This window comes from Collinsella sp. An307, assembly GCF_002161805.1.
Classification (GTDB): domain Bacteria; phylum Actinomycetota; class Coriobacteriia; order Coriobacteriales; family Coriobacteriaceae; genus Coprousia.
Window position 1 is genome coordinate 77160 of sequence record NZ_NFIP01000001.1, and the last position, 22179, is coordinate 99338.

Genomic DNA, 22179 nt, shown 5'->3' on the forward strand with positions numbered 1-22179 from the left:
CTGCGCTTATGTGCCGCTTAATCCGCGGCGGAGCGCGTTGACGGTGGGTGCGCTCGGTCGTACCTTCACCGGCGATGCAGGCGAGATGTCGCGCGTACGCCGCGGCACCTCGCAACGTTTTCGTTCGGGGTGGAGGAAAACCATGTTCTTTCTCGATGTGGTTGCGCGTTACGTGTCCGAGGCACCCGGAGCGCTCTGCGTGCGCACCTCAGACGGCGCAACGATGACCTACGGTGAGCTCTGGAACGCCTCGGGCGCCATTGCGGCACATCTTTTAGCGGATGCCGAGGGCCCGGTTGTTATCTTTGGCCACAAGGACCCCCTCATGGTCGCGGGCATGATCGCCTGCATGCGTGCGGGCCGCCCCTACGTGCCGGTCGACCGCCATTCGGTTCCCGCAGGGCGCGTCGCCTCTATCGTGCGCCAGCTGGGCGACCCGGTGGTGCTCGACGCCGAGGATGCGTTTCCTGCCGGGGTGCTCGCCCCGCATCGTATCTGCCGTGGCGATATCGAGCGCGCCGTGCGTGTGGGCGGGGAGCCCGATGCCCGCCTTGCCATCGCGGGTGAGGACCCCTGCTACATCCTCTTCACCTCCGGCTCTACGGGCGAGCCCAAGGGCGTTGCGGTGACGGCGGCGTGCTTTGACAACTTCTGCCGCTGGTCGCTCACGCTTGTGGGGGACCCGCGCCCGGGCAGGGTCTACCTCGACCAGGCTCCGTTCTCGTTTGACCTCTCGGTCTTTGAGCTCGCGGGCGCGCTTGCTCAGGGCGGCACGCTCTTCTCGCTCACCCATACAACGTTCGAGAGCGCCGCCAAAAAGGAGCAGGCGCTTGCCGCATCGGGCATCAATGTGTGGGTCTCCACGCCGTCGTTTGCCGAGCTCTGCCTTGCCGACCCTGCTTTTGACGCATGCCTTCTGAGCTCGCTTGAAACCTTCCTGTTCTGTGGGGAGACGCTCCCGCTTGCCTGCGCGCGTGAGCTTGCGCACCGCTTTCCGGAGGCGCGCATCTTGAACACCTACGGGCCGACGGAGTCCACGGTCGCGGTGACGGCGGTCGAGGTAACAGACGAGATGCTCGCCTGCGAGGAGCCGCTTCCCGTGGGCTCGCCGCGCCCGGGCACGCGCCTGCGCATCGTCGACGCGGCGGGCGAGAAGGCCCCGAGCGGCACCTGGGGCGAGGTCGTCATCGAGGGCGACACGGTGGCGGCGGGTTACTTCGGCCGTCCCGACCTTACGGTGGCGGCCTTTGGCGAGGCTGTGCTCGATGGTGAGCGGGTGCGGACGTACCGCACGGGAGACGAGGGCATGCTCGATGCCGCAGGTATGCTCCACTACCGCGGCAGGCTTGATGCGCAGGTGAAGATGAGTGGCTACCGTATCGAGCTCGGCGAGATCGAGGCGCAGCTGCGCCGCATCGCCCACGTGCGCGCCGCGGCGGTGGTTGCCGTCGAGCGCGACGGCCGCGTGCACCACCTTGCCGCCTTCGTGGTGTCTGACGCACCCCGACCCGCGGGGGATTTCCGCGCGGGTCTCGCGCTTAAAGAGGAGCTCAAGCAGGTGCTGCCGCACTACATGGTGCCCCGTACCATCCGTTTTATAGACGCATTGCCGCAGACGCCCAACGGCAAGGTCGACCGCCGGCTGCTTGCCGCTGTTGCCGCTGGCAGGCGAGTGCTCGCACCGGCGGACGACCGGGCGTAGCGGAGGGAGCCATGCAGTTCTATAGCTCGCCATCGTTTTTCTTGGCGCTTACTGCCCTCGCGCTGCCTGCGGTGGTGCTCGGTCTTACCGGCCGCTCCATCAAGCGCTACGGCGAGGCTGCCTCGCTCATCATGCTCGCGTTGCTCTTCTCGGCATCGCCCATGCAGCTTGCATGCTTCGCGGTCTTTGTTGTGGTGGCAGTTGCGGGCACCTTCGCGACGCTTGCGAGCTGGCGCTCGGGCCGCTGCAGCTTGGCGGTCTTTCGCGTGTCGCTCGCCTCTGTGCTCGCGCCCCTCGTCCTCTACAAGCTCACGGCTGCCGCGGGCGCGGGCGTAGCGGGCTTCATCGGTATCTCGTATGTGACCTTTCGCGCGGTGCAGGTGTTGATTGAGATTCGCGACGGCCTCATCACCGAACTCACGCTTGGCGACTACCTCTACTTCCTTACGTTCTTCGCGCAGATTACCTCGGGTCCCATCGATCGCTCGCGTCGGTTCCTCGCCGATGCAAACGGCACGCCCGGTCGCCGCGCCTATGCGGACCTTCTCACCCGCGGCATCCTGCTGCTGCTCGCCGGGGCCGTGCTCGAGCTTGTGCTCGCGACCATGGCCAAGGGCTTTTTCGACCCGGCGTCGGTGCCCACGGGCACGCCATCGCTCACGGCGCTGCCGGTGTCGGGCGCGGCACGCGAGGTCGTGCGCGCCTATGCCTATGGCATCTACCTCTTCTGGGACTTTGCCGGCTATTCCTACATGGCGATGGGCGCGAGCTACCTCTTTGGCATCCGGTGTCCCACCAACTTCCGCGCGCCGTGGCGGGCATGCGATCTTAAGGACTTCTGGAACCGCTGGCACATCACGCTCTCCACGTGGCTGCGCGACTTTGTCTTTATGCGCTTCACCCGCGCTGCGATGCGGCGCCGTTGGTTTTCGAGCCGCCTTACCACGGCGTGCGCGGGCTACCTCGTGAACATGGTGCTTATGGGCGCTTGGCACGGCCTTACGGTCGATTTCCTCGCCTACGGCCTGTACCACGGTGTGCTTCTGGCGGCGACCGAGGTCTACCAAAAGCGCTCGGCATTTTACAAACGCCATCGGCGCGAGCGCTGGTACCGGCTGCTCTCGTGGGCGGTCACTCTTCAGCTCGTGATATTCGGTTTCTCGCTGTTCTCCGGACAGCTCACCCAGATAGTAGGAGGGATTATCCATGGTTGAGAACGATAACGACAGGCGTGCCCTTGCTGCGCGCAAAGAGAAGATTGCGGACGAGGTGCTCGACCTCATCGGCGAGGTGTGCGATGACGACGCGGTGCGCGACGAGCGCGACCTCGACCTGTTCGAGGCGGGCCTTTTGGACTCGCTTGCCGCCATCGAGCTGTTGGTGGGGATCGAGGAGCGCTTTGGCGTGGACATTGCGCCCACGGCGGTGGAACGCAGCGAGATGAACACGCCAAACAAGATCATCTACCAGATTGCGGTGCGGCTGTGAGCGCTCGGGTCCGGAATTGGTTCTTCTCCAACACCACATCTGCTGCCGTCGCTTGGGCGCTTGCCGTGCTCGCGCTTGCCGCTGTGCTCGCGTGGTTCTTTGCACTCTCGCCCTACGGCGCGCCCGCCGCGCCGGTGTACGCGGAGTTCTAGGGGAGGGGAGTAGCCGATGGTCAAACGATTGGTTGCGGTTGGCCTCGCCTGCCTTGTCGCCGTGGGGGCGATGGGTGCGGCGGTGGCGGCGAGCGGCTCTGCCCTCGACGCGGCGGCTGGAGCGCGCGTGGCCTATCCCACGTCGGGCGAGGTGTCGAGCTTTGCGTTCATGGCGGACTCGTACGAGGAGCGCCGCGCCGCGGGCACCGAGCCCCTGCCGGTCTTTGGCTCCTCGGAGCTCAACCCGGCACCCGCCGGTCCCAGCCACCCCGCGGCGCTACTCACCGGCGGCGCCTACGGGATGGACGTCATGACGGTCGGCCGTGCCTTTTGCGCAGACCTTTGGCAGGCGATCGAGGTGGGTGCGCTTTCTACCAAGATGCCCGACGAAGGCCCGCGCAAGATCGTGATCTTCCCAAGTATGCAGTGGTTCATGTGCTACCGCCGACCCAAGGCGGAGTTCCCCGCGGCGTTTTCCGAGGGTGCGTTCGACGCCTTCATGGGAAACGACCGTATCTCCAGCGCGCTCAAGGAGCGCGTCCTCGCGCGCATGGCCGACTACGGTGTCGACCGGCGCTCCGCGGCGACTCCACTTGCCGATGCGGTGGAGACGCTCGACCGTGCGGCGGCGGGGGCGATGGGAGATGTGCGGCTCGGGCTTGACCTTGCGCTCGAAGGCGCGGGGGAGGCCCCTGAGGCGAGCTCCGCGACGCCCGACGCGCCTGATAGCCCTGCGTCAACGCCCGCTGATGCCGGAACGCGCGACGGCGCCCAGACTACTGCGGTGTCTGCTGCCGCGTCACCAGATTGGCAGGCGATCTTCGCTGCGGCAAACGCCCGCGCCCGCGAGGCGGCTGCCGGCAACGACCTCGGCCTTAACAGCGACTGGTACACCAAGAGCTGTGCATCCTGGCTCGCCGGTGCGCAACGTAGCTGGAAGGTCGCGGGCGATGCGTACTTCAGTGAGCAGGAGTTTGAGGACTTCGAGACGCTTCTTCAGGTCTGCCAAGAGGCGGGCGTGGAGCCGCTCGTGGTCATCCAACCGGTCAAGGGCGCACTCTACGATCAGACCATCTACAACCGCGGGGTGCGCGCACGCTACTACGACATAATCCGGGGCGCGTGCGCCCAGGCGGGCGTTGCCGTGGCGGACTTCTCATCCCACGAGTACGACCCGTACTTTCTGCGCGACTACTCGCACCCCTCAGACCTCGGCGGCGCCTATTATTCGCAGGCGATCTACACCCTCTACCAAGCTGGCGAGCCGGTCACCTCGTATCCCCGGTAAGACCCCGCCCGCCCGGCCGCGTCACAGCCACATTGGCGAGGATGGGGAATTGACCGCACGATGGCGTTAACGCAGGAGGGCGCCCGAAAGGATTCCGAGCAAACATTCAGAGGCGCGCAGCGCCGAGGACATTTGCGAGGAACCTTTCGGGCGCCCTCCGCCGTGCGTCAACTGTTAGTCGTTCTTCTCCGCGCCCTCGCTCCACGCCTCAACATCCTCGATGCGAATAACGCTTGCCACGCGGTCGACCTCGTCCATACCGTCGAAGATCTTGATGGCGGCATGCACGTCGCGCTCGAGCGCCTTGTGCGTGAGGAACACAACCGAGCAGGTGGTGCCGTTGCCGTCTTTGAGCTGGTGGATGGTCGAGATGGAGATACCGGCCTTGGCAAAGGCGGCGACCACGGGCGCGAGCGTGCCCACGCGGTCCTCGACCATAAGGCGGATGTAGTAGCGGGTCTCGAGCTCCTCGATGGAGCGCAGGCGCAGCACGCGGTCATAGGGTTCGGTCTCGGGCATGGGGCCCTCGCCGCGCGCGATGGCGTCGGCGAGCTCGAGCACGTCGCCCACCACGGCGCTCGCGGTGGGGAAGGAGCCCGCGCCCGCCCCGTAGAACATGGTCTCGCCCACGGCGTCGCCCACCACAAACACCGCGTTCATGGCGCCCGAGACGCCGGCGAGCATATGGTCGGCGGGGATCATCGTGGGGTGTACGCGCACGTCGACGCCCTTCTCGGTGTTGCGGGCGACGCCGAGGAGCTTCACGCGGTAACCGAGCTCGCGCGCCTGCGCGATGTCGGCGGCCGATACGTTGCGGATGCCCTGCATGTAGACGTCGTCGGTGGTAACGCGCGTGTGGAAGGCGATGGACGAGAGGATGGCCACCTTGCTTGCGGCGTCGAAGCCGTCGACGTCTGCCGAGGGGTCCGCCTCGGCGTAGCCCAGGCGCTGCGCGTCGGCCAGGACCTCGTCGTAATCGAGCCCCTCGGTCTCCATGCGGCTGAGCATGTAGTTGGTGGTGCCGTTCAGGATGCCGGCGACCGTGAGGATCTCGTTGCCGGTGAGGGCGTGCTCCAGCGCGTTCACGATGGGAATGCCGCCCGCAGCCGCCGCCTCGCACTTGAGCTGGACGCCGTGCTCGGCCGCGAGGCGCGCGAGCCGCTCCACGTGGCGGCCCAGAAGTGCCTTGTTGGCGGTGACCACGTGCTTGCCGGCGGCAAAGGCGGCCTCGAAGATCTCGGTCGCGGGGTGCTCGCCGCCGATGAGCTCGACCACGATGTCCACGGCGGGGTCCGCCACGAGCTCGCGCCAGTCGCTGGTGAGGGTGCCGGGTGCGAGCCCCAGCTCGGCCTCGCGTTCGGGGCGCATGTCGCAGACGCGGGCGATGCGCAGGTCGATGCCGTAGGCGCGCAGGTACTCCTCGCGGTGGCGCAGGATCGTGCGCGCGGTGCCGCCGCCCACGGTGCCGAGGCCGATGATGCCCACGCCCACGGTGCGGGCGGTCGTGCTGGTAGCGGCGGTCATGATCTGTCTCCTTTGCGGTCGAGTGCCGGATGTGCTCGGGCTTCGCGCGCCGGCGCGGCGTCGCGGGGCCTTTGCTATTTGTCTTGCCAACCCTAGGGGACCGGTAGCGCGACCGCGCACCGGCCCACGCCTGAAACCAAGATGTAACATGGCTTCTACGCTGCGGGTTGTCTTTAAAGCGCAGGTAGACTTTACCATACTGGTGTGCGCCGCGCGGGCGGGCGCCGCGAGGCGGCCTGCTCGGCGTGTTCGACCTTACCAACTCTCCAAAAAACGAGTAAGGTTAACGTCACCGCTATTGCTCAGGCGATGGCGCACGCATCATCAACCGTCAGCACGCACGCGCTATGGCAGGCGCGATAAGGGAAGGAGCGTCGCATGACCAACATGAATCTCAACCCCCAGATGAGCCGTCGTACCCTCATCGCCGGTGCTACCGCACTTAGCGCTGCCGGCATCCTCGCCGGTTGCTCGGGCGACGGTGACACCGCCTCCGCAGGCTCCACCGCCGGCACCACGGCTGCTGCCGGCGCCTTTAAGATCGGCGGCATCGGACCCACCACCGGTGGCGCCGCCATCTACGGCAACGCCGTCAAGAACGGTGCCCAGATCGCCGTCGACGAGATCAACGCCGAGGGCGGCGACGTTCAGTTCGAGCTGAACTTCCAGGACGACGAGAACGACGCCGAGCGCTCCGTCAACGCCTACAACAACCTCAAGGACTGGGGCATGCAGATCCTCGTCGGTACCGTCACCACCACCCCGTGCGTGGCCGTTTCCGCCGAGACCAACACCGACAACCTCTTCCAGCTGACCCCGTCCGGCTCCTCGACCGACGTCATCGGCGGCTTCGAGGATGCTGATGGCAACATCTCCATCCCGCGCAAGGAGAACGTCTTCCAGATGTGCTTCACCGACCCCAACCAGGGTGCGGCTTCCGCGCAGTACATCTCCGAGCAGCAGCTCGGCACCAAGATCGCCATCATCTACAACATCTCCGACACCTACTCCACGGGCATCTACAACAGCTTCAAGGCTGAGGCCGCCGACCTTGGCCTCGAGATCGTGTCCGAGACCTCGTTTACCGAGGACAACCAGACCGACTTCTCCGTCCAGCTGAACGACGCCAAGAACGCCGGCGCCGACCTCGTGTTCCTGCCCATCTACTACACCCCGATCTCGCTTCTGCTCACGCAGGCCAACCAGATGGGCTACGCGCCCAAGTGGTTCGGTGTCGACGGCATGGACGGCCTGCTCACCGTCGAGGGCTTCGACACCTCGCTTGCCGAGGGCTGCATGCTCCTGACGCCGTTTGTCGCCACCGCCGAGGACGAGGCCACCAAGGCTTTCGTCGGCACCTACAGCGAGAAGTTCGGCGAGACCCCCAACCAGTTCGCCGCTGACGCCTACGACTGCGTCTACGCGCTCAAGCAGGCCATCGAGACCGCCGGTGTCTCCGCCGACGCCGACTTCACCGAGATCTGCGACGCGCTCGTCGAGACCTTCACCTCGTCCGACTTTGCCTTCACCGGCCTTACCACCGCCGGCGAGGAGGCCACGTGGGCCGATACCGGTGAGATCTCCAAGCAGCCCATGGGCATGGTCATCCAGGGCGGCGTCTACATGCCGCTCGACGCGTAATGTCGCGTCCGACCGGCTCTGACGCCTAGATTCGGGCGGAGATCACCGCGCGCACGGTGGTCTCCGCTTTTCACATGGAAGGAGGGGACGTGGAAGTTCTCACCAACCTCATCAACGGTATGAGTTTGGGCAGCGTCTACGCCATCATCGCGCTCGGGTACACCATGGTGTACGGCATCGCCAAGATGCTCAACTTCGCCCACGGCGACGTCATCATGGTCGGCGCCTACATCTGCTTCTGCGCCGTGAGCTACCTGGGGCTGCCCGCCATCGCCGGCGTGGCGCTCTCGGTTGTGGGCTGCACCGTGCTCGGCATCGTGGTCGAGCGCCTCGCCTACAAGCCGCTGCGCAACGCGCCCAGCCTGAACGTGCTCATCACCGCCATCGGCGTGAGCTATTTTTTGCAGAACGCCGCACTGCTCATCATGGGCTCCGACCCCAAGAGCTTCTCGTCGATCATCAGCCTGCCCGCGCTCAACCTCTTTGACGGTGCGCTCACCATCTCGGCGACGGCGGTGCTTACCATCCTCGCCTGCGTGGCGATCATGGTCGCGCTCACGATGTTCACGGGTAAGACCAAGATGGGCAAGGCCATGCGCGCCTGCTCCGAGGACCGCGACGCCGCCCAGCTCATGGGTATCAACGTGAACTCCACCATCTCGATGGTCTTTGCCATCGGCTCGGGCCTTGCCGCCATCGCCGGCGTGCTCATGTGCCTCGCGTACCCCACGCTCATGCCCACCACCGGTTCCATGCCCGGCATCAAGGCCTTCACGGCGGCGGTGCTCGGCGGCATCGGCTCCATCCCTGGTGCGGCACTCGGCGGTATTCTGCTCGGCGTCATCGAGATCTTCGCCCGCGCCTACATCTCCACGCAGATCGCTGACGCGGTGGTCTTTGCGGTGCTCATCGTGATTCTGCTCATCCGTCCCGCTGGCCTTCTCGGCAAGCCGGTCAACGAGAAGGTGTAGGTGAGAGGTATGGGAATCAAGACGTTAAAGCCGCAGACGCGGTCCACCATCATCACCTATGCGATCGTTGTGGGCGCCTTTGTCCTCGTGACGATCTTGGACGGCCTCGGGCTCATCTCGCACTCGCTCTCGGGCCAGCTTGTGCCCATCTGCGCCTACGTGTCGCTCGCGGTGTCGCTGAACCTCGTCGTTGGCGTCTCGGGCGAGCTGTCGCTCGGACACGCCGGCTTCATGAGCGTCGGCGCCTTCACGGGCGTCGTCGTGGCCGGCTGCATGGCACGCGCCGGCGTGGAGAACGGGATCCTGCTCTTTGTGGGCGCCGCCGTGGTGGGCGCTATCGCCGCCGGTGTCATCGGCTTTTTGGTGGGCATCCCCGTCATGCGCCTGCGTGGCGACTACCTCGCCATCGTGACGCTCGCCTTTGGTGAGATCATCAAGAACCTGCTCAACATCTTCTACGTGGGCGTGGACGACGCGGGCCTGCACTTCTCGCTCACCGACTCCGCCTCCCTCGGCATGAGCAAGGGCACCATCCTCATCAACGGCCCCAAGGGCGCGGTGGGCATCGAGAAGGTTTCGACCTTCTTCATCGGCATCGTGCTCGTGCTCGTGACCGTGGCCGTGGTGCTGAACCTCATGCACAGCCGCGACGGCCGCGCGATCATGGCCGTGCGCGACAACCGCATCGCCGCGGAGAGTATCGGCATCAACACCACCAAGTACCGCCTCATGGCCTTTACCGTGGCCTCCGCGCTTGCCGGCGCGGCGGGTGTGCTCTACGCCATGAACTACTCCACCATCGTGCCGTCGCAGTTCGACTTCAACCAGTCGATTCTGATCCTCGTGTACGTGGTGCTTGGCGGTATGGGTAACATCTCCGGCTCGATCATCTCGGCCGCCTTCCTGACGGTGCTGCCCGAGGTGCTGCGCCCCATCAACAACTACCGCATGCTGCTCTACGCGATCGTCCTCATCCTCGTGATGGTCGTGCCGCATACCAAGATCTACCAGCGTATCGCCGACGCGCTGCGCCGTCGTTTCCGCAAGGGTGACTTTGACGACGCGCCCGTTGCCGAGGCTGTTGCCGAGGAAGGGGGCGAGGCGCATGAGTAGGCTCACCGATTTTGCCAAGCAGCGCCGTGAGAACACCAAGATGGTGCCGGTGCCGAGCGTCTCGATCATGCCCGAGCGCGACCTCGGCAAGGCGCCGGCGCTCGAGTGCCTGCACCTGGGCATCGACTTTGGCGGCCTCAAGGCGGTCGATGACTTCAACATCACCGTCGGCCGGACCGAGATTTGCGGTCTCATTGGCCCCAACGGCGCGGGTAAGACCACGGTCTTCAACCTGCTCACCAAGGTCTACCAGCCCACGCGCGGCACCATCATCGTCGACGGTCAGGACACCGCCGGCCTCGACCCGGCGCGCGTGAACCGCCTGGGAGTGGCGCGTACCTTCCAGAACATTCGCCTCTTCAACACGCTCACCGTGGAGGAGAACGTTGCGGTTGGCCTGCATAACCAGCACCATTGCGGCATGGCAACCTCCATCTTGCGCCTGCCCCACCACTGGAAGAGCGAGAAGTACTATCACGACCGCGCCCTCGAGCTGCTCGACATCTTTGATATGACGGGCCTTGCCGACCACGAGGCGGGAAGCCTGCCCTACGGCGCCCAGCGCCGCCTGGAGATCGTGCGCGCGCTTGCCACGAACCCCAAGCTCTTGCTCCTCGACGAGCCGGCGGCGGGTATGAATCCCTCCGAGACGGCCGAGCTCATGGAGAACATCGTCAAGATCCGCGACCAGTTCCAGATCGCGATCATGCTCATCGAGCACGACATGAACCTCGTCATGAACATTTGCGAGGGCATCTGCGTGCTCAACTTTGGCAAGATCATCGCCAAGGGTACGCCCGAGGAGATCCAGCAAAACGACGCCGTCATCGAGGCGTACCTCGGCAAGCAGAACAAGGAGGTGGCCTAGGTGCTTAGTGTCTACAACATCAACGTCTGGTACGGCGCGATCCACGCCATCAAGGGCATCTCCTTTGACGTGAACGACGGCGAGATTGTGGCCCTTATCGGCGCGAACGGCGCCGGCAAGTCCACCACGCTCAAGACCCTCTCGGGCCTTCTGCGCTCGCGCACGGGCTCGATCACGTTCATGGGCGAGGACCTCATGCACATGCCGGCCGAGCGCATCGTCGAGCACGGCCTTGTGCATGTGCCGGAGGGCCGTCGCATCTTCCAGCAGATGACCGTCGAGGAGAACCTCGACATGGGTGCCTACTCGCAGCCGCGCGACACCATCGCCGCCAACCTCGAGCGCGTCTACGCCCAGTTCCCGCGCCTGAAGGAGCGCCGTCGCCAGATTGCGGGCACGCTCTCGGGCGGCGAGCAGCAGATGCTCGCCATGGGCCGCGGCCTTATGGCAAACCCCAAGCTCCTCATGCTCGACGAGCCCTCGATGGGTCTCGCCCCCATTCTTGTGGAGCAGATCTTTGAGATCATCAAGTCCCTGCACGAGGCGGGCACCACGATCCTTCTGGTCGAGCAGAACGCCCAGATGGCGCTTTCGGTTGCCACGCGCGCCTACGTGCTCGAGACGGGCAAGGTGACCCTTTCTGGCACGGGCGACGAGCTTCTGCACAACGACGACGTCCGCAAGGCCTACCTCGGCGGGTAGCGCCGCGTCGCCAACCATAGCGGATTTTGGGCCGCCGCCTTTGCCGTTGGGGCAGGGCGGCGGCGTCTGTTTGTGCCACAATGAGGGGCGCTAACGTGTTCTTCAAAGGAAAGGACCTCCCCATGTCTGACCTTCTGCGCGAGTTTTGTGCCGAGAACTTCACCGGCGTGCCGGCTGCCATCGAGGCGGGAGCGCGCCGCATCGAGCTCTGCGACAACCTCGCCGTTGGCGGCACCTCGCCCTCGATGGGGGTCATCGAGGCGACGGTCGACTACGCGCACGCCCACGGCGCCCGTGTGATGGCCATGGTGCGCCCGCGCGGCGGCGACTTTGTGTATGACGAGCGCGAGCTCCAGATGATGGAGACCGATGCGCGCATCGCGCTTGCCCTTGGGGTGGACGGCATCGTGCTCGGCTGCCTTACGCGGGATGCCTTGGGCGAGCTCGAGCTCGACGTGGCGGCGCTCGAGCGCATCTCGGCCATCGCCCGCGAGGCCGCCTCTGAGCGCGGGGAGGCCGTTGATATGACGTTCCACATGGCCTTTGATGCCCTGCCCGAGGAGCGCCAGCTCGGCGCGATCGACACCATCGCTGGGCTCGGCTTCACGCGCATCCTGACGCACGGCGGTGTTGCCGGAACGCCCATCGAGGGCAACCTCGACCGTCTGGCTGCTTATATCGAGCGCGCGGCGGGCCGTCTCACGATTCTGCCGGGCGCCGGCATCACGTGGGAGAACGTGGAGGCAATCGCCGAGCGCCTGGGTGTCTCTGAGTGCCACGGCACCAAGATTGTAAAGCTCGCATAGGGGAGGCGCCGTACGTGACCGTCATCACAACGCAGCGCCTTATCTTGCGGCCGTGGGACGAGGTGGATGCCCCGGCGCTCTTTCCGCTTGCGAGCGATCCTGCCGTGGGGCCGGCGGCGGGTTGGCCTGCACATGCGAGCGAGGAGGAGAGCCTCGGCGTCATTCGCGACGTGTTGCGTGTGCCGGGGAGCTTTGCGGTCTGCCTGCGTGACGCGGGCCCCGCGGGTGAGCCAGCGGGTACGCTCGTGGGTGCCATGGCACTCAAGGACGCTGACGCGAGCGCCTACGTGACGGGCGCGGACGAGCGCGAGCTCGGCTATTGGATAGGCCGTCCGTTCTGGGGGCGCGGCTATGCGCCCGAGGCGGCTCGCGCGCTCATGGGCCACGCGCGCCGCACCCTCGGCATCCGCACGGTATGGCTCGGCTACTACGTGGGCAACCGCAAGTCGGCCCGCGTGCAGGACAAGCTTGGGTTTCGCTACGTGCGCACCGAGCGCGGCGTGGCGGTTCCCCTTTTAGGCGAGGTGCGCGACGAGGTGGTGAACCGCCTCGACCTGGCGGGCGGCCCCGCAGACGTCTGCGGCGAGGATAGCGCTGAGGGCGTCACCGCGGTAGTCCCCGCGGGAGATGGTGACGTCTCGTGCACCGCTGCCGCGGACGCGTCGGTCGAGCGCGCGCTTGCGGTGCTTGCCGCCCAGCCCGACCCGGCGCGCTTCTTAAGCATCATCGAGCCTCTGCGTTTGGGGCGGGTCACCGTGCGAGCGGTGGGCGAGGACCTCGGCGTGCTTGTGCGCTTCAAACGCAACGGCGCCTACTTTGCCGCGCCTGTCGACGACGTGGCTGCCCGCATCATGGCGGGGCTTGTCCCGGACCGCGCCCTCGTGAGTATGCCCGATGACCGCTATCTGCCCATTTTTCTTGACGGCGCCGACGAGGCCGAGGTCGATCCGGGCCGCTACGAGCTCTGGGTGTACGAGGGCGCCTCGTCGCCTGTGGCAACGGGTGCGGTTGCGCTGCCGGAGGGCTTTACCATCGCTCCGCTTGGCACAGACGCCGCAGACGTGGTCGACGCGCACTACAACCTGCTCAGCCGCTCGGGCATTGAGGACCACCTCGCCCGTGGCTGGATCCGCGGCGGCTTCGCTGCCGACGGCGCACTCGTGGGCTTTATCGGCGAGCACGACGAGGCGTCGATGGGCATGCTCGAGGTCTTTCCCGAGGCACGGCGCCACGGCTTTGCCCAGGCGCTCGAGGAGGCGCTCATCGGCGAGCTTCTTGCTACCGCCCGCACGCCTTACTGTCATGTGGCGCCCGACAACGAGGCGTCCCGCGCGCTGCAGGCAAAGCTCGGCCTGCGCCGCGTGGACACCGTCCAGTGCTGGTTTGGGATGCCGGAGCGACACGCCTAAAATGTGTACGGTGAAGCTGCCCAAATTGTGTACGGTGAAGCTGCCCAAATTGTGTATACCGAAACATTGTGTGCGGTGAAACTGTTTATCAAGTTTGGTTGAATTAATCGAAAGCCATCATCGCCGCAGGTAGTCAGCTTGCCGAGATTTGCAACACCGAAAACTCGCTCAGTTTCACCATACACAATTTGTTTCGCTATACACAATCTGCCCGTTAGTGTGGCGTGAGGGGCGGCTGCGCCGTGCCACATGTCCACACCGCGCCGGGCCGGCGGGCATCGCCAGTCGGCCTCGCATCGTCGGACGGCTGCATCGCGCTAGTCGGCTGCAGCGCACAGCGTGTTGGCCGGGGCTTGTCCGCTCGATATGTATAATGGAGATGTTCAACAGCTCGGCCCGCCGCAGCGGGCCATACAACAAGGACGTCTCCTATGGCATCGCTAAAAACGAGCCACCGCTGGGCGGTAGCTCCCCAAAACCCCCAACTTGCCCAAGAGCTCGCCGCCGGGCTCGGCATCGCGCCGCTCGTGGCGCGCATCATGGTCGCGCACGGCATCTCCTCGGTGGAGGAGGGGCGGCTGTTCCTCACCCCCTCGCTTGAGCGCGATTGGGCGGACCCGCTCATCATCCCCGGTATGTACGAGGCCGCCGCGCGCGTGGAGCGCGCCCTCGACGCGGGCGAGTCCATCGCGGTTTTTGGCGACTTCGACGTCGACGGCATCACGTCCACGTGTCTGCTCACCGAGGCCCTCCGCACCCTCGGTGCTTGCGTGACCCCGTTTATCCCGCACCGCTTCGACGAGGGCTACGGCCTCTCGCAGGCGGCGCTCGATCGCGTGATCGATACCTGCGCGCCCACTCTCATCATCACGGTCGACAACGGCATCGCGGCGCGCGACGAGGTGGCCTACCTTGCTGAGCGCGGCATCGACCTCGTGGTGACCGACCATCACGAGCCGTCCGACATGGTGCCCCAGGGCGTGCCCGTGACCGACCCCAAGCTCGCCTCCGAGGGCCCCTCGCGCGAGCTCGCCGGTGCGGGCGTGGCGCTCAAGCTCGTCCACGTGCTGGGCGAGCGCCGCGGGTTGCCTGACCTCTGGCGCGGTCTTACCGAGGTGGCGGCGCTCGGCACGGTGTCGGACATGATGCCGCTCACGCCCGAGAACCGCGCGCTCGTGGCAGACGGCATCGCCCACATGCGCGCCACCTCACGTCCCGGCTTCATTGCGCTCGCGGCCCTCGCCCGGGCGGACCTTGCCACCATCACGGCGGACGGCCTGTCGTTCTCGCTCATCCCCCGTCTCAACGCCGCCGGGCGCATGGCGGACCCCGCGCTCGCACTCAACCTGCTGCTTGAGCGCGACCCGGTGGAGGCGGGCCGCCTTGCGGCGGAGCTCGAGGCCGTCAACCAGGAGCGGCGCGACATCGAGGCGGCGCTTACCGAGGACGCGCTCGCCAAGGTGGAGGAGACCTACCGCGGCGGCCGCGTCGTGGTTGTGGGCGGCGAGGGCTGGCACGAGGGCGTGAAGGGCATCGTGGCGAGCCGTATCGTGAACCACTACCACGTGCCGGCGCTGCTCTTTTCTATCGAGGGCGACCAGGCGCGCGGCTCGGGCCGCTCAGTGGGCTCGGTCAACCTCTTTGAGGCGGTCGAGCGCTGCGGCGACCTCCTAACGCGCTTTGGCGGGCACGCGGGTGCGGTGGGCGTGACCCTGCCCGCTAAGAACCTGCCGGCTCTCCGTGAGCGTCTGGACGAGGTTTTGGCCGAGCTTCCCGCCGAGGCGTTTGAGGACACCTCCGAGGTCGCCGCGACGGTCGACTTGGGCGAGCTCACGATAGAGACGATTGAGCAGATCAGCCGGCTCGAGCCCTTTGGCCAGGGCAACCGCGTGCCGCTTCTCGCGGCAACGGGCGTCACCATGACGGACCGTTCCTGCGTGGGCCGCACGGGCGACCATATCCGCTTCACGGCGACCGACGGCATCTCGAGCGTGGCCGCGATCATGTTCCGCGCACCCGATGTGGACGCGCTTGTTGCCTGCGACAGCGCGGTCGACCTCGTCTTTGAGGCGGTGGCCGAGCACTGGCAGGGCCGCGTCAAGCCCAAGCTCATGGTGAAGGACATCCTGCGCCATGATGCCGCGGGTGCCGCGGACGCTGCGGGCGCTACGGCAGGAGCCGACGACGCCGATGCAACCCTGGACGCGCCGCTGCCTCCGCAGTGCGCCGCGGTGGCAGATGCGGTTAAGGGCACGCCCGCCGCGCTGGAGTGCTCCGCGGCGCCGCACACCGCGACCGCAACCAGCCGCCGCGCTATGCTCGCGAACCTCTCCTTTGACGAGCTCACCCGCTCGCTCGTGAACGCGCTCACGCACGGCGCCCGCCCCCACGAGGCGCAATCGCGCGCGCTTGAGGCGCTCGCACACGGCACGAACACCCTTGCCATCATGGGAACGGGGCGTGGCAAATCGCTCATCTTCCAGGTCCACGCCGTGCGCGAGGCGATTCTCCACGGGCGGGCGAGCGTCTTTGTCTATCCTCTCCGTGCCCTCATCTCAGACCAGGCTTTCCATCTTGCGCAGCTCCTCGGCGCCTGGGGCGTTACAGTGGGCGTGCTCACGGGCGACACCGACGCGGCCGAGCGCGAGCGCACGTTTGGCGCACTCGCGGCCGGTTCCCTCGACATCGTGCTCACCACGCCCGAGTTTCTTTCCATCCACCGCGACCGCTTTGCCGCCGCGCGCCGCGTGGGCTTTCTCGCGGTGGACGAGGCGCACCACATCGCAGACGCGCCGCGCGGCGAGCGCAGCGCCTACCTCGATCTGCCGGACGTGCTCGACGCGCTCGCGCACCCGACGGTGCTTGCCGTCACGGCCACGGCAGACGGCGCCACCGCCGCCTCGATCTGCCGGCTTCTGGGTATTGAGAACACGGTGGTCGACGACGCCGATCGTCCCAACCTAGAGATCGAGGACGACCGCGACCTGCCGAGCCGCGAGAACCGCCTTGTCTCCATCGTGGCGACGGGGGAGAAGTGCGTCGTCTACGTCAACTCCCGCGAGCAGACGGTCGCGCTCGCGCGCACGCTTCGCCAGCGCGTGCCCGGGCTCGGCGGCGCCATCGGCTTTTACAACGGCGGGCTCGACCGCACCACTCGCGCCCGCGTGGAGGAGGCCTTCCGCACAGGCGCGCTCACCTGCATCGTCTCTACCTCGGCCTTTGGCGAAGGCGTGAACCTGCCCGATATCCGGCACGTGGTCCTCTACCACATGCCCTTCTCGGCGACCGCGTTCAACCAGATGAGCGGCCGCGCCGGACGCGATGGCGAGCGGGCCCTCATCCACGTCATGTACTCCGCCCGCGACGCACGCATCAACGAGCGCCTGCTCGAGGCGGCCTCGCCCGAACGCGGCGAGCTCGTGGTCCTCTACCGGGCGCTCCAGACCATGTGGCGCAGCCACCGCGGCAAGACGGGGGAGAGCGCCTTCTTGGCGAGCGACCTTGACATCGCGAGCATGTGCCGCGCTATCGACGCGCGCGAGGTGGTGGACGAGCGCGCCGTGGCGAGCGGCATCAAGATCTTCGAGGAGCTTGGTTTTGCGCGCGTGACCGGATTCGACGACGGCCGCCGTATCGAGATGAGCGAGAACCCGGGTCACATGGCGCTCACCTCGTCGGTGCGCTACCTCGAGGGCCTGCGCGCCCGCCTTGCGTTTACAACCTTCCGAAGCTGGGCGCTCGACGCCTCGGCTCGTGATATGCTTAGCCGAATAGCCCACCCCATAACGCCTGCAAACTAGAGGGGTCCGCATAAGGAAAAGAGGGTCGCCATGGATGCTGCAACGCGTGCCGCGCACGATGCGTCGCTCACGTCTTCTGCCCAGATGGTCCACTATACGCATGCCGACGACCTCCCGCCCGAGATCTGCGCCGACGACTGGGACGAGCTCGCCTCGCTTTGCCGCAAGTACATGAGTGAGGAGGACTGCGCCCTTGTGGAGCATGCCTACTGCTTTGCGGCCGAGAAGCACAGCGCGCAGCGCCGCCGCTCCGGCGAGCCCTACATCAACCATCCCGTTGAGGTCGCGGTCATCTTGGCCGAGCTCAAGATGGACTCCGATGTGGTCTGCGCCGCGCTTCTGCACGACACGGTGGAGGATACCGAGGTCTCGCTCGCGGACGTTAAGGGTATCTTTGGCGAGACCGTGGCGGGCCTCGTGGACGGCGTCACCAAGCTCACCAATATCGAGGTCGACAACATGGACGAGAAGCAGGCGCTCAACCTGCGCAAGATGTTTCTCGCCATGTCGAAGGACATCCGCGTCATCATCGTCAAGCTTGCCGACCGCCTGCACAACATGCGGACGCTCGCGGCGCTGCGCGAGGACCGCCGCCGCTTCAAGGCGCGCGAGACCATGGACGTTTACGCGCCGCTCGCCGACCGCCTGGGCATGAGCTCCATCAAGTGGGAGCTCGAGGACCTCTCGTTCTTCTACCTGGAGCCCGAGGCCTACCAGCGCATCGCCCGCATGGTGGCAGAGAGCCGCGAGGTGCGCGAGCGCTACCTCGCCGAGACCATCAAGACGCTTACCGACGAGCTCAAAGACGCCGGACTCGAGGGCTTCCAGATCAACGGCCGCTCCAAGCACTACTGGTCGATCTACCAGAAGATGCGTCGCAAGGGCAAGGAGTTCTCCGAGATTTACGACCTCGTGGCCATGCGCGTCATCTGCCATACCGTGGGCGACTGCTACTCGGCGCTCGGCGCGGTGCACGCGCTTTGGCACCCCATGCCCGGCCGCTTTAAGGACTACATCGCCAACCCCAAGCTCAACAACTACCAGTCGCTGCACACCACGGTTATTGGCCCCACGGCGCGCCCGCTCGAGATCCAGATCCGCACCTACGAGATGCACGAGCAGGCCGAGTACGGTATCGCCGCGCACTGGCTCTACAAGCGCTCGGGTGGCTCGAGCGCTACCAAGACGGGCGACCAGCAGCGTCTGGACGAGCAGATCAACATGCTCAAGCACACGCTCGACTGGGCGGCCTCCGACGAGATTGACGACCCCAAGGAGTTCTTGCACTCGCTCAAGGTCGACCTCTACGACCAGGAGATCTTTGTCTTCACCCCCAAGGGCGAGATCATGAACCTGCGCGCGGGCTCCACCCCGCTCGACTTTGCCTACACCATCCATACCGAGGTGGGAAACCACTGCGTGGGCGCCAAAGTCAACGGCGTGGTGGCGCCGCTCACCCACGAGCTGCAGATGGGTGACCGGGTCGAGATTCTCACCAACAAGAACGCCAAGCCCTCGCGCGACTGGCTGGCGCTTGTCAAGACCCCTTCGGCGCGCTCGAAGATTCGCCGCTACTTTGCCGCCGCCACCAAGGACGACGACGCCGCAGCCGGCCGCGAGATGCTCTCCCGCGACCTGCGCAAGCGCGGTTACGGCATCTCCACCCAGCGCTCCACGCGCGCGCTCAACCAGGTGTGCGAGGAGCTCAACTACAAGCATCTGGAGGACCTCTTTGCTGCCATCGGCGCCGGCAAGCAGACGGCGCGCCTCGTGGGCAACCGCGTCCAGCAGATTCTGGACCCCAAGCCCGAGCTCCCGGCCATGGCGGCCGCCAACGTTTCGGTGGCGCCCGAGCGGGGGAGCAACCGCCGCCCGCAGACGAGCGGCAAGGGCGGCTCTGCCGTGGTGGTCAAGGGTTCGTCCGACTCTGGCCTGCTCGTGCGCCTCGCACACTGCTGCAACCCCGTTATGGGCGACGACATCGTGGGCTTTATTACCCGCGGTCGCGGCGTCTCGGTCCACCGGGCGGACTGCCCCAACGTGAAGGGCCTGATGGAGCACCCCGAGCGCATGATCGAGGTCGGCTGGGACACCCGGGCAGACGCTGCCTTCCGCGTGGAGATCGTGGCCGAGTGCCTCGACCGCATGGGCCTTCTCAAGGACGTCACCATCGCCATCGGCGACGCGGGGGCGAACATCCTCTCCGCCGCTACCTCCACAAACCGCGACGGCGTGGCCGTGCTGCGCTTTTTGGTGGAGATCTCCGACGCGAGCGGCCTCGACCCCTTGCTCGCCGCTATCAGCCGGGTCGACAGCGTCTACGATGCGCGCCGTCTGAAGCCGGGCGAGGGTGCGAGCCAGATGAAGCGGATAGGGTAGACCATGCAGCTTGATTTGACGCCTTGCGGTCCGGTCGACATTTCCTATGTGGTGAACGGGCCCATCGAGACCAACACGTACTTTGCGATCTCGGGCGACGAGGCCGTCGTCATCGACCCGGCGTGGGAGGGCGAGGAGCTCGCCCAGAGCTTCGCCGCCGCGCACCCCGGAGTGCGGATCGTCGCCATCGTGTGCACGCACGGGCACGCCGACCACGTGGGCGGTGTGGCGGGTATGCGCCGTGCACTCGGGCCCGAGGTGCCCTATCTGCTGCCGGCAGACGACGCCCAGATGCCCGCGGTGAACATCGCGCACCAGCGTAGCGCCTGGGGCATCGAGACCGAGGACCCCGGCGCGCCCGACCGCCTCATCGGCGAGGGTGACACCATCCCCTTCGGTACCGCCGCACTCCAGGTCATCGCCACCCCCGGGCACACGCCGGGCGGGGTCGTGCTCTTCTGCGCTGCCGAGGGCGGAGCAATAGCCTTTGTGGGCGACACGCTCTTCCCCGGGAGCCACGGCCGCACCGACCTCGCTGGTGGCGATGAGCGCGCCATCCAGGCATCGCTTGCGCGCCTGGGCGAGCTTTTGCCGCGCGAGACGCTCTGCCTTGTGGGGCACGGCCCCTCCACCACGGTCGAGCGCGAGCTCGCTACCAACCCGTTCATGGGCGCCGCCTGGTAGGGTGCGGCGCAGCAGGACGTATGCAAACGCGCGATAGGAGAGGCCATGGCTGACACGCATCACGGCACAGCGTTTCCCGAGGGCTTCCTCTGGGGCGGCGCCACCGCGGCAAACCAGTGCGAGGGCGGCTGGAACGAAGGCGGCAAGGGCATCTCTGCCGCCGACGTATTCGCGTTTCGCGACCCCAACAACGCCACGAGCGGGGCGGATATCCACGCCAACTGTGACGTGACCGACGCTGATATCGACGAGGCGCTCGCCGCAGACGATGACACGCGCTACCCCAAGCGCCGCGGCGCGGACTTCTACCACCGCTACGCCGAGGACATCGCCCTCTACGCCGAGATGGGCTTCAAGGTCTACCGCATGTCCATCGCCTGGAGCCGCATCTTCCCGCGCGGCGACGAGCAGGAGCCCTGCGAGGAGGGCCTCGCCTTCTACGAACGCGTTTTTGACGAATGCGCCAAGCACGGCATCGAGCCGCTTGTCACCATGAGCCACTACGAGCCGCCGCTCGCCTTCTGCCGCGAGTACAACGGATGGTACGATCGCCGCTCCATCGACTTCTTCTGCCGCTACGTCGACGTCATCACCCGCCGCTATGCCGGCAAGGTCAAGTACTGGCTCACTTTCAACGAGGTGGACTCGATTCTGCGTCACCCTTTCATGACCGGTGGCCTTATCGAGAGCCGCTGGACGCCCGAGGAGTTTCCCGCTGTGGTGCGCCAGGCGATGCACCACCAGTTTGTGGCGAGCGCGCGGGCGACCAAGATCTGCCACGAGAACATTCCCGGCTCCAAGGTGGGCTGCATGCTCACCAAGGTGACGTTCTACCCGTATACCTGCAAGGCCGACGACGTCCTCGCCGCGCAGCGGCGCATGCGCGAGACGTACTGTTACGGTGACGTGCAGGTCTTTGGCGCCTACCCGCACTACCTGTTGAACGACTATAAGAATCGCGGGGTCGAGATTCACCAGGAGCCGGGCGATGCGCAAGTGATGCGCGAGAACCCGGTCGACTTCGTGTCGTTTAGCTATTACATGTCGAGCTGCGCCGCGGGAGAGGCCAAAGGGCTCGAGGTGACCGAGGCAAACACCACCACAGGTGTCAAGAATCCGTATCTGCCTTCGTCTGAGTGGGGCTGGCAGATCGACCCGGTGGGGCTGCGCGTGTCGCTCATCGACCTCTACGACCGCTACCGCAAACCGCTGTTCATCGTAGAGAACGGCATCGGCGTGCGCGAGGAGCCGGATGACGAGGGCCGCATTCACGACGATTACCGTATCGACTATCTCTCGGCGCATCTGGCCGAGGCCAAAAAGGCGATTTTGGAGGACGGCGTCGAGCTTATGGGCTACACCTCGTGGGCGCCGATCGACTTGGTGTCAAACTCCACCAACCAGATGTCCAAGCGCTACGGGTTTGTGTACGTGGATGCCGACGATCACTGCCAAGGCACCTACGACCGTCTGCGCAAGGACAGCTTCTGGTGGTATCAGAAGGTCATCGCCACCAACGGGGCGGACCTCTCGGCCGAGTAGCACGCTCGCGTCCACCGCTCGGATTACCACTCGCGGAATGGGACGCCTTGCCGCCGAGAGGCCCCCGCGCCGTGGTACACTAATAGCGTCTTTGGGCAACCCTAGTTTTG

17 protein-coding genes are annotated in these 22179 nt (G+C 66.2%); 16 read left to right on the forward strand and 1 reads right to left on the reverse strand.

Features of this window, described 5'->3' with window-relative positions; all coding sequences use genetic code 11:
* The first annotated feature begins 142 nt into the window (after positions 1 to 142).
* The 5 genes from dltA to B5F89_RS00330 are packed head-to-tail and all read left to right on the forward strand — an operon-like array spanning position 143 to position 4630.
* On the forward strand, positions 143 to 1702 hold the full coding sequence (dltA, locus tag B5F89_RS00315; RefSeq protein ID WP_087430102.1) for a D-alanine--poly(phosphoribitol) ligase subunit DltA: 1560 nt from the start codon (positions 143 to 145) through the stop codon (positions 1700 to 1702).
* Between the two features lie 11 nt (positions 1703 to 1713).
* Positions 1714 to 2916, forward strand: a complete 1203-nt coding sequence (gene dltB, locus B5F89_RS00320) for a D-alanyl-lipoteichoic acid biosynthesis protein DltB (protein ID WP_087429822.1) — start codon at positions 1714 to 1716, stop codon at positions 2914 to 2916.
* Positions 2909 to 3190, forward strand: coding sequence for a D-alanine--poly(phosphoribitol) ligase subunit DltC (gene dltC / locus B5F89_RS00325; protein ID WP_087429823.1), 282 nt, complete (start codon positions 2909 to 2911; stop codon positions 3188 to 3190). Before dltB ends, dltC begins: the two co-directional genes overlap by 8 nt.
* A complete protein-coding gene (locus tag B5F89_RS10010) occupies positions 3187 to 3342 on the forward strand; it encodes a hypothetical protein (RefSeq protein ID WP_158098373.1) in 156 nt (51 codons plus the stop codon). Before dltC ends, B5F89_RS10010 begins: the two co-directional genes overlap by 4 nt.
* A 16-nt stretch (positions 3343 to 3358) precedes the next feature.
* Complete coding sequence (locus B5F89_RS00330; RefSeq protein ID WP_087429824.1) at positions 3359 to 4630, forward strand: D-alanyl-lipoteichoic acid biosynthesis protein DltD; 1272 nt, start codon at positions 3359 to 3361, stop codon at positions 4628 to 4630.
* Positions 4631 to 4804: 174 nt separating this feature from the next.
* On the opposite strand, the gene B5F89_RS00335 is transcribed toward B5F89_RS00330, so the two are convergent.
* Positions 4805 to 6154, reverse strand: coding sequence for a homoserine dehydrogenase (locus tag B5F89_RS00335; protein ID WP_087429825.1), 1350 nt, complete (start codon positions 6152 to 6154; stop codon positions 4805 to 4807).
* Between the two features lie 378 nt (positions 6155 to 6532).
* Between B5F89_RS00335 and B5F89_RS00340 the strand changes: the two genes are divergently transcribed.
* From B5F89_RS00340 to B5F89_RS00390, 11 genes are all read left to right on the forward strand, one after another.
* Positions 6533 to 7795 (forward strand): ABC transporter substrate-binding protein, encoded by a 1263-nt coding sequence (locus tag B5F89_RS00340; protein ID WP_087429826.1) that lies wholly within the window; start codon positions 6533 to 6535, stop codon positions 7793 to 7795.
* A gap of 74 nt (positions 7796 to 7869) precedes the next feature.
* Positions 7870 to 8766, forward strand: coding sequence for a branched-chain amino acid ABC transporter permease (locus tag B5F89_RS00345; RefSeq protein ID WP_343206313.1), 897 nt, complete (start codon positions 7870 to 7872; stop codon positions 8764 to 8766).
* Positions 8767 to 8775: 9 nt separating this feature from the next.
* Positions 8776 to 9879 (forward strand): branched-chain amino acid ABC transporter permease, encoded by a 1104-nt coding sequence (locus B5F89_RS00350; protein WP_087429828.1) that lies wholly within the window; start codon positions 8776 to 8778, stop codon positions 9877 to 9879.
* On the forward strand, positions 9872 to 10747 hold the full coding sequence (locus tag B5F89_RS00355; protein ID WP_087429829.1) for an ABC transporter ATP-binding protein: 876 nt from the start codon (positions 9872 to 9874) through the stop codon (positions 10745 to 10747). The genes B5F89_RS00350 and B5F89_RS00355 overlap by 8 nt, the downstream gene beginning before the upstream one ends.
* Positions 10748 to 11449 (forward strand): ABC transporter ATP-binding protein, encoded by a 702-nt coding sequence (locus B5F89_RS00360; RefSeq protein WP_087429830.1) that lies wholly within the window; start codon positions 10748 to 10750, stop codon positions 11447 to 11449.
* Between the two features lie 122 nt (positions 11450 to 11571).
* Positions 11572 to 12255: a copper homeostasis protein CutC gene (locus B5F89_RS00365; RefSeq protein WP_087429831.1), complete on the forward strand. Its 684-nt coding sequence runs from the start codon at positions 11572 to 11574 to the stop codon at positions 12253 to 12255.
* Between the two features lie 14 nt (positions 12256 to 12269).
* On the forward strand, positions 12270 to 13664 hold the full coding sequence (locus tag B5F89_RS00370; protein WP_087429832.1) for a GNAT family N-acetyltransferase: 1395 nt from the start codon (positions 12270 to 12272) through the stop codon (positions 13662 to 13664).
* A 431-nt stretch (positions 13665 to 14095) separates the two neighbouring features.
* Complete coding sequence (recJ, locus tag B5F89_RS00375; protein ID WP_087429833.1) at positions 14096 to 17464, forward strand: single-stranded-DNA-specific exonuclease RecJ; 3369 nt, start codon at positions 14096 to 14098, stop codon at positions 17462 to 17464.
* Between the two features lie 30 nt (positions 17465 to 17494).
* Positions 17495 to 19843, forward strand: a complete 2349-nt coding sequence (locus B5F89_RS00380; protein WP_087429834.1) for a bifunctional (p)ppGpp synthetase/guanosine-3',5'-bis(diphosphate) 3'-pyrophosphohydrolase — start codon at positions 17495 to 17497, stop codon at positions 19841 to 19843.
* A 3-nt stretch (positions 19844 to 19846) separates the two neighbouring features.
* A complete protein-coding gene (locus B5F89_RS00385; protein ID WP_087429835.1) occupies positions 19847 to 20527 on the forward strand; it encodes an MBL fold metallo-hydrolase in 681 nt (226 codons plus the stop codon).
* 45 nt (positions 20528 to 20572) lie between these two features.
* Positions 20573 to 22069, forward strand: a complete 1497-nt coding sequence (locus B5F89_RS00390) for a family 1 glycosylhydrolase (protein WP_087429836.1) — start codon at positions 20573 to 20575, stop codon at positions 22067 to 22069.
* Positions 22070 to 22179: the final 110 nt, after the last annotated feature.